Annotated in this window: 10 protein-coding genes; 7 read left to right on the top strand and 3 right to left on the bottom strand. The window is 36.0% G+C overall.

The features are described 5' to 3' along the window. Nucleotides 1-30 precede the first annotated feature (30 nt). The 4 genes from argB to MY04_RS10230 all read left to right on the top strand — a co-directional run bounded on the left by argB (nt 31) and on the right by MY04_RS10230 (nt 4,177). A complete protein-coding gene (gene argB / locus MY04_RS10245; protein WP_066209359.1) occupies nt 31-813 on the top strand; it encodes an acetylglutamate kinase in 783 nt (260 codons plus the stop codon). A gap of 546 nt (nt 814-1,359) precedes the next feature. Continuing rightward, nucleotides 1,360-2,436, top strand: a complete 1,077-nt coding sequence (locus tag MY04_RS10240; RefSeq protein ID WP_066209357.1) for a M20 family metallo-hydrolase — start codon at nt 1,360-1,362, stop codon at nt 2,434-2,436. 35 nt (nt 2,437-2,471) lie between these two features. Beyond that, complete coding sequence (gene argH / locus MY04_RS10235) at nt 2,472-3,761, top strand: argininosuccinate lyase (RefSeq protein WP_066209355.1); 1,290 nt, start codon at nt 2,472-2,474, stop codon at nt 3,759-3,761. Nucleotides 3,762-3,814: 53 nt separating this feature from the next. Next, nucleotides 3,815-4,177, top strand: a complete 363-nt coding sequence (locus MY04_RS10230; RefSeq protein WP_066209353.1) for a helix-turn-helix domain-containing protein — start codon at nt 3,815-3,817, stop codon at nt 4,175-4,177. An 82-nt stretch (nt 4,178-4,259) separates the two neighbouring features. Here MY04_RS10230 and MY04_RS10225 read toward each other — a convergent pair whose 3' ends face one another. The 3 genes from MY04_RS10225 to MY04_RS10215 form a co-directional block, all read right to left on the bottom strand. Continuing rightward, nucleotides 4,260-5,432, bottom strand: a complete 1,173-nt coding sequence (locus MY04_RS10225) for a hypothetical protein (RefSeq protein ID WP_066209350.1) — start codon at nt 5,430-5,432, stop codon at nt 4,260-4,262. A 62-nt stretch (nt 5,433-5,494) separates the two neighbouring features. Continuing rightward, nucleotides 5,495-6,472, bottom strand: a complete 978-nt coding sequence (locus MY04_RS10220; protein WP_169055528.1) for a DUF481 domain-containing protein — start codon at nt 6,470-6,472, stop codon at nt 5,495-5,497. A gap of 211 nt (nt 6,473-6,683) precedes the next feature. After that, entirely contained in the window at nt 6,684-8,027 is a 1,344-nt protein-coding gene (locus MY04_RS10215) for a DEAD/DEAH box helicase (protein WP_066209344.1), read from the bottom strand. A gap of 192 nt (nt 8,028-8,219) precedes the next feature. Here MY04_RS10215 and MY04_RS10210 point away from each other — a divergent pair, with 192 nt between their 5' ends. The 3 genes from MY04_RS10210 to MY04_RS10200 all read left to right on the top strand — a co-directional run bounded on the left by MY04_RS10210 (nt 8,220) and on the right by MY04_RS10200 (nt 12,308). Continuing rightward, nucleotides 8,220-9,425, top strand: coding sequence for a thioredoxin fold domain-containing protein (locus MY04_RS10210; RefSeq protein ID WP_158297649.1), 1,206 nt, complete (start codon nt 8,220-8,222; stop codon nt 9,423-9,425). A 1-nt stretch (nt 9,426) separates the two neighbouring features. After that, the gene (locus MY04_RS10205; RefSeq protein ID WP_066209339.1) at nt 9,427-9,957 is read left to right on the top strand and encodes a DUF1697 domain-containing protein; all 531 of its coding nucleotides are present in this window, start codon (nt 9,427-9,429) and stop codon (nt 9,955-9,957) included. Nucleotides 9,958-10,637: 680 nt separating this feature from the next. Next, nucleotides 10,638-12,308 (top strand): PhoX family protein, encoded by a 1,671-nt coding sequence (locus tag MY04_RS10200; protein ID WP_236941109.1) that lies wholly within the window; start codon nt 10,638-10,640, stop codon nt 12,306-12,308. Nucleotides 12,309-12,329: the final 21 nt, after the last annotated feature.

Raw genomic sequence — 12,329 nt, 5'->3', positions numbered from 1 at the left:
TATTTAGAAATTAATAAAACAAACAACCTGATGAAAATATCAGTAATAAAAGTTGGTGGCAACATCATTAACGACGAGCAAGCTTTAGCTAGTTTTCTGGATCAGTTTTCTGCTTTGGAAGGACCAAAAGTATTGGTACATGGCGGTGGTAAATTAGCCACAGCAATGGCCAAGCGTTTGGGAATCGAACCAAAAATGGTAGATGGAAGACGTGTTACCGATGCAGATACTTTAGAAGTAGTAACGATGGTATATGGTGGATTAGTAAACAAGAATATTGTTGCTAAACTTCAGGCCAAAGGAACAAATGCAATTGGGTTAACAGGTGCTGATGCCAACATCATAGAATCTGATAAAAGAACAGGTTGGGAGATCGATTATGGTTTTGTAGGTGACGTGCGTAAAGCTAATGCTTCTCCAATTATCGGTTTACTAGAGCAAGGAATCACTCCTGTAGTAGCTCCTTTAACTCATAACGGCGAAGGTCAGTTACTCAATACCAATGCAGATACAATGGCACAGGCAACCGCTGTAGCTTTAGGTCAGGCAGGACACGAAGTATCGCTTAGATACTGTTTCGAAAAAGCAGGTGTTCTTTTGGATATCAACGATGATAACTCATTAGTTCCAGTATTAAACCCTCAGAAGTTTGAAGAGTTCAAAGCAGAAGGAGTCGTTGCCGATGGAATGCTTCCAAAACTAAAAAATGCATTTGATGCTATCGATGCATCCGTAACCGAAGTATGGTTAGGGAAAGTAGAAGGGTTGCTTTCGAAGGAGCCTGTGGGGACGAAAATAATAGGTAGTAGGTAGCAGGTAGTAGGTAGGAGTTGCTGAGTTTACGCTCGTTTTTGAGGTAATAAGTAATAACTAATAGGTAAGGGAGAGTGTATCAAAAGCCCAGGAATTTATTCCTGGGGATGCATAGATTGAGGTAAGAGGTAAGAAGTAAATAATTAATCAAATTATATCATCGAAGCTTCCATTTTTACGAGATGGTAAAACCTCTCGTATTCTCCAATAATAGAGCTTAACTTTATAATGATTGATCTATATAATGAAACTCTAAGTTTACCACTCTTCCCCAACGAGGGGTGTAACCCCTCGACAACGAACCGGAGCTACGAAATAAATTGTTATGATGATAGGATTCATCGACAACGTACCGGATCACAATGTATATTTGGTAAGGTGGTACTATCACATGACAACGAACCCGAGATTACAAGTAGTCCGCTCCTCACAACGCAGACACGAGTCAGGAGACTCGCGCTAGTTTAAAATAAAATCTTAACTCCTAATTCCTAACTCCTAACTCCTAATTATTTCATATCTTGATAGTAAATCAATTAAAACAAGATGAAACATACTGAATTAGTAGAAAAAGCGACCGCATTATTAAAGCAAATGATTGCGACAGAATCTTTAAGTAGAGAAGAAGATGATGTGGCAGAAATTGTTGCTCGCTTTTTTATTGAAAATGAAGTAGAAATACATCAATATAAAAATAATATTTGGGCTCAGAATGTACATTTTGATGAGGAGAAGGAGACCATTCTTCTGAACTCGCATATTGATACAGTAAAGCCCAATAAGGATTGGACCTTAAATCCTTTTGAACCAAAGGTAATCGATAATAAACTTTATGGTTTAGGGAGTAATGATGCAGGAGGGTGTTTAGTGAGTTTAATCGCGACCTTCCTTTATTTTTATCAGAGGGACGACCTTCCTTTTAACTTAGTGATTTGTGCCTCTGCAGAAGAAGAGGTATCGGGTAACGAAGGAATTGCTGATGTTTGGGATCAATTGCCTAAGATTGATTTTGCCATTGTCGGTGAACCTACTTTGATGCAAATGGCAGTGGCCGAAAAAGGGTTGATGGTCTTGGATTGTGTTGCTGAAGGAGAATCGGGTCATGCTGCTAGGAATGAAGGAGTGAATGCGATTTACAAAGCCATTAAAGATATTGATTGGTTTAGAAATTATCAATTTCCGAAGGTATCGCCTACTTTGGGACCAATTAAGATGTCGGTAACAGTCATTGATGCTGGAACTCAACATAATGTGGTGCCCTCAGAATGTAAGTTTGTGGTCGATGTGAGAACAACGGATGCTTACTCTAACTTGGAAACCTTAGAGATCATCAAAAAGGAAGTGGGAAGTACGGTAACGCCAAGATCAACACGTTTAAATCCGTCGGGTGCACCTATGGATCATCCAGTAATTAAGGCAGGGTTGAATCTTCAAAAAGAAACCTACGGCTCTCCAACTTTATCAGATCAAGCATTAATGCCAATTCCTTCATTAAAAATGGGACCTGGCGACTCCGCAAGATCACATACTGCGGATGAATTCATATATTTGTCTGAGATTGCTCAAGGCGTTGAAGGATACATCAAAGTCTTGGAAGGAGCAATCATTATTTACCGTCAATAAAGTGATAAATCATCACTCATAAATAAAATACTAGAATGAAACTTTGGCAAAAATCAACGTATACAGTAAACGAGAAAGTAGACAAGTTTACCGTTGGAAAAGATAGAGAACTAGATATCCTTTTAGCACCTTACGATGTGAAAGGTTCCATGGCACATGCTACTATGTTGGCAGAAGTGGGATTATTAACGGAGGAAGATAAGGACACTTTACTAAAAGGTTTACAAGAAATATACGAGGAGATCGAAAGAGGGGAGTTTGTCATTGAAGACGGTGTGGAAGATGTACACTCTCAAGTAGAGATGTTATTGACGCAACGTTATGGTGATGTGGGGAAGCGTTTGCACTCGGGTAGATCAAGAAATGACCAAGTTTTATTGGACTTGAAGTTGTACTTGCGTGATGCCATCAAAAATGTGGCCGACCATACGAAATCACTTTTTGATACTCTAGTAGAGAAATCAGAAGAATTTAAAGACTATTTGATGCCGGGTTATACGCACATGCAAGTAGCGATGCCTTCCTCTTTTGGTTTATGGTTAGGTGCTTACGCTGAGTCATTAGTTGACGATATGGTAATGCTAAAAGCGGCTTACGATATCACAGATAGAAACCCTCTAGGTTCTGCAGCAGGTTATGGATCATCATTCCCATTAAATAGAACAAGAACTACTGAGTTGATGGACTTCCAAACAATGGCGGTCAATGTAGTTTATGCACAAATGGGTAGAGGTAAAACGGAATATCATGTAGCAAATGCTATGGCATCCGTAGCTGCTACTGTGGCCAAGTTGTCAATGGACGGTTGTATGTATGCTGGCGGTAACTTCGGTTTCTTGAAATTCCCTAACGAATTCACCACAGGATCGAGTATCATGCCTCATAAAAAGAACCCTGATGTATTGGAGTTGACTAGAGCAAGGTGTAATCAAATTACTTCTTTACCAACTCAAATCATGTCAGTTTTAAGTAACCTTCCTGTAGGTTACCACAGAGATCTTCAACAAATCAAAGAGATGTTGTTACCGGCTTTCGAAATGTTGAACGACTGCTTGGAGATGACGAAGTTGATGTTCGAAAAGATGGAGCCAACAAAAGATCTTTTAGAAGCCCCAATCTACGATTACTTGTTCTCAGTAGAAGAAGTAAACAAACTTGTTCTTCAAGGTATTCCTTTCAGAGAAGCTTACGTGATTGTAGGAGAGGGGATCGAAAAAGGAGAATACAACCCAGAAAGATCGGTCAATCATAACCACGAAGGTTCGATTGGCAATCTTGGAAATGATATTATTAAGAAAAGAATGGAGGAAGTGTATAACTTCTAGATAAATTAGAACAGCTTGGTTTAGGATCAAGCTGTTTTTTTTATATTGTATTTATGATAACTCACTTAACACCCATCAAGAGTAAATCTCAATACGATGCTTATATAAATAGATTGGACGATCTAATGGAACAAGAGTCACTTTCTAAAGATCAAGAAACTCAGTTAGAGCATTTATCTATATTAATTGACGCTTATGAACAAGAAAATCATTCTGTTGATTTATCAAGTTTAACTCCAATAGATATCATAAAATTTAGAATGGATCAATTACAACTGAGACAAAAAGATCTATCATTTATTGGAAGTTCAGGAGTGGTAAGTGAGGTAATGAATGGAAAGAGACAATTAAATCTAAACATGATAAAAACATTATCAACGGAATTAGATATTCCTGTTGAGTTATTAATTAAGTAATATTTTAAGTTAAAGAATATAAAAAAAAGGTTGATCTAATAATTTTTAGGTCAACCTTTTTTATGATTCTATTTTTGATCATTTAATAACCATAATGAGAAATAAGTGCTTCAACCTCTGTTGCTTCAAAAACGGGATTATTTACTAACTTACCTTCTATATTATAAAAGCTGTGACCAATAATCTCACCGTTTTGATCTTGTACATAGGTAACCGAACCTAGAGTTTGATCCAAGCTAAATCTACCATCATAAATTACATCGGCTGATTTAATTTTCTGATCATCAAAATATTCGGTAGGTTTTAGGTAAGTAGTAAACCCTAAATTGTCTTCTAAAACATAGATTTCTCTTTTAGATATCGAACCATCATCAAGGTATCTATCGGTAATTTGATAACGAATATTTTCATAAGCTGTACCGTAATAAATATTGAACGATTTGTTTATTAATTGATATTTATTTTCCTCTTTTTCTATATAACCTTCATGCTCGAAAATGACATACCCATGATCTTTTACGTAGTGTTTTATATCGATTCTAATATCTAAAGAATAACCTGCAGGTATTATGTATTCTTTTATGGTTGCTTCACCATTACTCTTATAAAAATGATGAATGTATAAATAGGAGATACTATGTAAAGCGTAAGAAAAGTGTTCTTCATCTCCGTTATTGTAATGAATCTCATTAATATGTCTATCATATACATTGTATTCGTATAATGTTTCTTCATACTGACGATCAGGACCAACTGTAGTTATTTTATTGATGTTTTTATTTTCATCATAAAAGTAGTAATACATAGTATTAGAGACATCCTCTACTTTTTCATTAATCAATCCATCTTCGTTGTAAGTGATATTGACTACTTCAATTAGTTTATCATTTATATTTTTTATCTGAATAGATTCAATCTGATCAATACTATTATAGGAGTAATAATAGTAAATAATAGGTTGATTGGATTCTTGCACTTTTGAACGATATATTCTACCATCATCATCAAAATCGTGTGTAAACTGAATATCTAACTCTTCAATTAGATGATACTTTTCTATATAATTACTTTCTGTCAAGTTATCATTAGTATACACATGCTCAATGTTATAAGACCAAATATTTTGGGTGTGTATTAAGTTTGTAAGATTACTTTCGAAGGTGTTATAATTTTGAATATCATCTTCTTTTAATCCTTCAAGAATTGAACATGAAGAAAGTAGAAATAAAAATAGAAGCTTGAATAGTAGTTTCATTTGAGGTATAGCAATTAGAAAGTTTAAAAAATAATCAAAGAGTAAATATAGGAATTAAACTTTTACAACTCCCACCCAAATCCCAAAGTGTACTGATAATCCAACTCTTTACCAGCTTCAGCAGGCTGTGTATCGAAGTTCATTTTATATCCTGTTTTGATGTAGAAGTCATAAGGTAAATCGTACTTTAAGTTGGCTCCGGCATCAACCCTCCAACGACTATTGTTATCCAAAGAACGGTATCCTTTTCCTGTTGCATTAAACGATAAATCTCCAATATCAAATAAATTTAGATCTGTGCCCAAATACCATTCGGAACTGGTAGTGGATGCTTTGGTAAAAGGATTTCCATCTTCATCCAATGTTTGATTGAAGGATTCATTCAAAACAGAAACACCCGTAGAAAAGCCCCAATATGCTTTATTGGTATGCAATACATATTTACCAAAACCACCTGATGTAGTTAATCGAAGATTGATTGACTGTTCTGTATTGGTTAAATAACTGATGCTAGCAGTGGCATAAAAGTCTTTAGGGAGGAAGTAATTACCCGTAAAAGAACCTTCATCTCTTACTATGGGATCGACATTATCCTGAACAGATCGGATACTGTTTACATTCAGGGTTAATATCCATTTATTGGTATTGTAAGCAATAAAAATATTGGTATTCAACTGTGACAAATTATTGGCTTTTGTGAAATTATATCCCACATCAACACTTGCAGATAGTTTACTTAAAAACGTTTGATTGATGGATTTTAAATACACCACATCTTTTGGATTGATGGAATGCTGAACACTATCATCTGAAATGATTTTATATAGACCATCATCAGAAGAAACGATACTACCATAATATCTATCGCCATTAGAAAGGGTTACGGAGAACTTAGTGTTACAAATTATCTTTTTGATGCCATCCCATTCAATTTTAAAATTAGCATCAGAATAATCAGTTTCAATTTCTACAACACCTCTATCTAAACTTTTTATTTCACCCACGATAACATCACCATTAATCATTTCTAGTGAGTCCATTTGTGCGAAAATATAATGAGGTAAGATTATTAAGAGAAGGGTGACCGCCTTTTTCATGTCTCAGATTGAAAGTTATTTGAAGTATAATTAAAAAAACTGTTGAAGTTTGATATAGTTTCGAGTAAATGTCGATTTGTAGAGTGTTAATTTAAAATAGTTTTAGAATTATTAAAAAAAGTCTAACCCTTAATTGAGTTAGACTTCTTGATATTTATTTCTTTCTAAACTTCCTTTTTAACCTTCCTCTATTGACAGGCTTGGTTTTCTTAGGACCACGATGCACTTTTTTCGTTTGATTCTCAGGGTTATTGATGCCCTGTTTGGTATGGAATGCCCCGCCACCCGAAGAACGTTTCGGACGAATGTCTTGTAAATAATCTCTATCAGAAATTTTTGGTTTTTCTTCCTCAGAGAAGATGTCGGATATCTTTACCTCTTCCGGCATAGGCTCTAAAGGAATGGCTTTCCCCATCAACTCCTCAATTTGCATCTGATACAATTGTTCAGCTTCATTGATAAAAGTGATGGCCAAACCTTTCTCATCGGCACGACCCGTTCTACCAATTCTATGGATATATTCTTCTGGAACTTCTGGAGTATCGAAATTAATTACATGAGTAATTCCTTTGATGTCCAAACCACGTGCAATAATATCTGTGGCAATTAAGAATTTAAACGTACCGTTCTCGAAGCTCTCCAACATTCTAAATCTATAATTCTGAGATTTATTGGAGTGGATAATACCTGTTTGTTCAGGGAATTTCTTCTCCACATGTTCGTGTAAACGATCGGCTAATTTTTTATTTCGAACAAAGACCAACACTTTCTCCATGTCTTCTTCATGATCCAGTAAATACTCTAGCATATTTACTTTCGTGTAGAAGTTAGGGACGTGATAGGCTCTTTGTGTTACTTTATCTGCAGGAGTACCTGTTCTTGCAATCTCTACTTTTTCAGGTTTACTGAAGAATGTGTTGATAAGTTCTTGTACATCATCGGTGATCGTTGCAGAAAACATGATGTTCTGACGACGATGAGGAAGTAAATCCATGATACGCGTTAACTGAGGTCGGAAACCTAGATCCAACATCTCGTCGACTTCATCAATAACAAATTTTTGAAGTGATTTAAATTTTAAGACGCCAGCCAAAGCGATATCCAATACTCTACCTGGAGTACCCACAAGGATATCAAGACCTTCGTGTACTTTCTGTTTTTGAGTATTGATGTTTGCTCCACCATATACACCTACAGTTCTTACTGACATGTATTTGGTGAGTGCCTCAATCTCTTCCACAACTTGTGCTACCAATTCACGCGTAGGCACAACAATCAAAACTCTCGGATCGTCTTGATTCGAAAATTTAAGATTTTGCAAAATAGGTAAGAGGTAAGCCATCGTTTTACCCGTACCCGTTTGTGCAATACCTATAATATCTTTACCGGATCCGATAACAGGAAAAGCTTCTTTTTGGATAGGAGTAACATTTACATATTCCAGATCCTCAATAGCATTTCTAAGGAAATTATTAAGTTTTAATTCTTCGAAAGTCACTTTAATAAAATTTAAATTTTCACAAAGGTATATTTCTATATTTGAAAAGGGAAAAATTAGAGGCGATATATAACAGACATTGACATAGTCTTAGAAATAATTGTATCTTGCACATACTAACACATCTATATAATCCCTTGACTAGGGGGATTTCAAAATTATCAGGAGAAACATTTATCGTCAATTATCAGAATGAATAAGCAAATAATACTAACAATGCTCCTATTGTTTCAGTATAGTATTATGGCATATGCACAAAATACTATTCACTTCGAAACAAAAGAATGGGATGAAATATTACAACTGTCTGAAAACGAAGGAAAACTCATCTATTTTGGCATCACCACAAAGTGGAGTCAGCCTTGCCAAAACTTTGTAGAAAACGTTTATAAAGACAAGAAAGTAAGCGAATATTTCAACGAAGAATTCATCAATGTGAATCGAGACTTAGAAGATCAGCTCTCCAAAGAGTTTGTGTCTAGGTACAGTATTCGATCGTTTCCTGCTCATTTATTTTTCAATGAAAAAGGTCAACTCATTCATTTGATGAAAGGAGCAATGCCCCCAAATGTCTTTTTATCAAGATGTAAAAAAGTAGAAGATCCTTCCTACCAATATTATACAATCAAGAATAAAATACGTAGTGAGGAGGAAGTGACCTTCGAAGAATACCTTAATTATTGCTCAAGTACTTTCGAATTAGGAGTAAAAGACGAAAAAGCATGCGAAGAATTTATCAAGCTATTGGATGAAGATAAATTAGCTGATCCTAAAGTGATGGATGTCGTTTGTCATACCCTATATCATTCAAATGTGAGAGACCAAGCATTTACGTTTTTTGTGGAGCATCACGATAAATTACTCTCGCATATTCAAACAAAGAATTTAGAAAACATCTACACACAATTAGTAAAGAATACATTATCAAAGAATCTGGAGGAGAAGAACCCCGTAGTATTTGAGAAGGAGATGTATGTTTTAAAGCAATACCTACCCAATCATTTTTCAGTAAAAGCAGCCTTTATCTACGAACCGAAATTCTACTTATCCATAGGAGATCATCAAAAAGCTTTCTATAGAATTAAAGATAACTTCGAAGCTGCCAAGAAGATCAAAGATCATAAAGTCATGAGTCATTGTAACGATTGGGCATGGATGATCTATACCACATCAGAAAACCCAAGCTACCTAAATAACGCATTAAGCTGGGTGGAATATGGTATAAGCGAAGATCACAATACACTCGATATGATGGATACTCAAGCACATTTATATTATAAATTGGGCATGTTCGAAAAAGCAGAGAAAGTAGCCATCGAAGTGAAAAACGCCTACGATAAAAAAGGTGTGGATAGTAAAAAAATGACAGACCTGCTTCAACAAATCAAATTAAACTAACATGAAACTCGTTGCTATTTTAAGAGGAATAAACGTCGGCGGAAAAAGAAAGATCCTCATGGCCGACCTAAAGAAATTAGTCGGAGAACTAGGAGGAACTGATATCACCACCTACATACAAAGCGGTAATGTTATTTTTTCTTCCGATGAAACTGACCCTCAAGTTTGGTCAAAACGATTAGAAAAAGGAATAGCAGATACTTTCGGGTACGATGTTCCAGTTATCGTTCTTCAGCACCAACAATGGCAAGAATTAATTGATAATAACCCCTACAAAAACGAAGAAATCAATCAACTTCACGTCACTATCCTAGACAGCCTACCCAAAGAAGAAAACAAACAAAAACTCGCCGAAGTAAAAAGCGGAGCCGATCAATATCAAATCATCCACAAAGCAGTGTATTTGTTCTGTGCAGGAAAATACCACGAAACGAAATTAGGAAACAACGTGATTGAGAAGAAGCTTGGGGTGAAGGCGACGACGAGGAATTGGAAAACTGTGGGGAAAGTAAGGAGCCTTTTGGAAACCTAAGTGTTTATGATGAAGGGGTAGAAATGAAAAGTTAAAAATGAAAAATGAAAAACGTGAAATGTTGTTCTAACGCTCGTTTTTGGGGGACAATGTATCGGACATATAATACATTGGTGCCGATGTTAAGAAAAGCGTCATTTTTTTTAGGTAGTAGGTAGTAGGTAGTAGGTCGTAGGTAGTAGGTAGTAAGTAGCAGGTGCTGAATTTACGCTCCTCATTACGCGGGCACTAGTCCGGAAACTAGCGCTAGATGCGAGAAATAATTAATCATAAAACTAAAACAATCTTTGGGCATACTTCTCGCGTTAGCTTAACTAACTACGTTTTTCATTTTTAACTTTTCATTTTTCATTTAGAAAATTAAGTTTCCAAAAAGTTAGTTCAGTTTTACAATGTTATGAAGAAAGCAAATTATTAAGCAACTTCTCCGCAACACAATACATGACATATATTGTGTTTTTTTATGTCTAATTGATTTTTGATAATAATGAATAGGTATTCATGTTAAGAGAAGATCAAGTTTTGTTAAGAGGGAAAACATATCTTTTTAAGAAACTGTGAAAACCGGACTTAATAGTTAATGTGTTGATGATGAAGATATAAAATTGCCTTAACCGATTGGGATTTTGGCTTTTATACATTTGTGTCGATTGTTTTATACACAAACTAATTAACACAAAATGAAAAAGCTTCTATTTTCAATCTTTATCTCATTAGCCTTCTTTATGTCTTGTACTTCTAACGAAGAAACACAAGATCCACAAGACACAGATGCTGCTAACTATGAGGTAGTAAGTTATCAATTGGCAGACGATGGTATGTCAGTGCTAGTTCAATTCGCAAGCGGAAAAACTTCTGTTATCAATTTTAATGAGTCGGTCAATGGAAATGATGGAATTGGAATTCAAAATATCACATTTGATCCAGTGACAGGTCAGTTGACGATCACATTAACAGACGGTACGCAAATGGTTTTTGATATTGCTGAGGAGGTATCAGCGGTGAAATTGATGAATCATTCTATGACTCCTCACTTATTGAAGAGACATTCTGGATTTGAGCATTTAGAGATTTTCTCTCTATTATCATCAGAGGATGCTTTGGAAGAGTCGCCTGACTTCCTTTATGGTTCAATGGCGGATGGTGCTGGTCTATTAAAGAACGATGACGGTACTTTCACTTTAATCAACAACATCGAGGCACACTATTCTGTCGCTAGAATATCTTTTGATGAAACTTTCAAACCTATGAAAGGGGAGATCATCTTGGATGCTACTGCTACTGCAAACACGGCACAATGTTCGGGTACTCTTGTGACTCCTGAAGAGCATGGTTTTGGCCCAATCTACCTTTCTGGTGGAGAATGGGGTGGTTCTTCTACAAACGTTTTTGCAACAGATCCTTTCAGAGCTGCTTCTGAAAAATCTGTGGGTAGAACTTTGGATGCTATGGGACAATGGACTGTTGAAAATGCAGTTCCTCTTGGAAAAAATGCTTACCCTGAGAAAACAGTTGTTCTTATCGGTGATGATAGCCACGGCGATGCAGGTGGAGCGTTAGCAATGTATGTTTCTGAAACTGTAGGTGATCTTGACGGAGGTAAATTATATGCTTTAAAGTTAGGCGACGGTTCTATGACGGACAACGAATTGGTGGATGCTGAGGCTGCAGTAGCGGTTTCTTTCGTGGAATTAGAAGAAAGAACGTATGATGCCTTAAATACTGAATGTATCGCTAAAGGTGTGATGGCTTTCAACAGAGTGGAAGATATCGATTACAGAAAAGGTGATGCTTCTGCTAACAGAGAAGTATATTTCACGGCAACTGGTAGAAGTCAATACAACGATACAAGAACTAAGTATGGTAGAATCTACAAATTAGTGCTTGATGAAAACGATCCATTATCAGGTACTCTAGAGGTAATTCTTGATGGGGACAATTTAGAAGGTAAAGCGCATCGTTTACACAGCCCTGATAACATCTTGGCGACAGAGAACTTCTTATATATCCAAGAAGATCCAAATGGATACGACGATGTTGCTTCTAAACAACACGATGCTTACTTACATCAGTACAACTTAAAAACAGGTGTATTGAAAGTTGTTCTTGAGTCAGATCACAGAGGTTCTACTGGTCTTGACAATGGTTATGCTAGCATGGACGACCGTTGGGGAAGATGGGAATTGACAGGTATGATCGATGTTTCTGAGCAATTGGGAATGGACGGTACTTTCTTGTTAATCCAACAAGCACACTCATGGAAATCAGATGATTTCTTGGATAAAACAAACCCAGCGAACACTATTAACGAAGGTAGTATTCTAACAGTCGTAAAAGGACTTGAAAGATAATTATCAATTCAATTTAGAACT

Origin of the sequence: Flammeovirga sp. MY04 (assembly GCF_001682195.2) — a bacterium.
GTDB lineage: Bacteria > Bacteroidota > Bacteroidia > Cytophagales > Flammeovirgaceae > Flammeovirga > Flammeovirga yaeyamensis.
Note: the sequence above shows the minus strand (reverse complement) of the source record. Positions and strands in the feature narration are given on the sequence as shown.

Coding starts and splice junctions, on each gene's coding strand:
- argB (WP_066209359.1), top strand. CDS start 31: ATGAAAATATCAGTAATAAAAGTTGGTGGCAACATCATTAACGACGAG.
- MY04_RS10205 (WP_066209339.1), top strand. CDS start 9,427: ATGAAACTCGTTGCTATTTTAAGAGGAATAAACGTCGGCGGAAAAAGA.
- argH (WP_066209355.1), top strand. CDS start 2,472: ATGAAACTTTGGCAAAAATCAACGTATACAGTAAACGAGAAAGTAGAC.
- MY04_RS10230 (WP_066209353.1), top strand. CDS start 3,815: ATGATAACTCACTTAACACCCATCAAGAGTAAATCTCAATACGATGCT.
- MY04_RS10225 (WP_066209350.1), bottom strand. CDS start 5,432: ATGAAACTACTATTCAAGCTTCTATTTTTATTTCTACTTTCTTCATGT.
- MY04_RS10200 (WP_236941109.1), top strand. CDS start 10,638: ATGAAAAAGCTTCTATTTTCAATCTTTATCTCATTAGCCTTCTTTATG.
- MY04_RS10220 (WP_169055528.1), bottom strand. CDS start 6,472: ATGGACTCACTAGAAATGATTAATGGTGATGTTATCGTGGGTGAAATA.
- MY04_RS10240 (WP_066209357.1), top strand. CDS start 1,360: ATGAAACATACTGAATTAGTAGAAAAAGCGACCGCATTATTAAAGCAA.
- MY04_RS10210 (WP_158297649.1), top strand. CDS start 8,220: ATGAATAAGCAAATAATACTAACAATGCTCCTATTGTTTCAGTATAGT.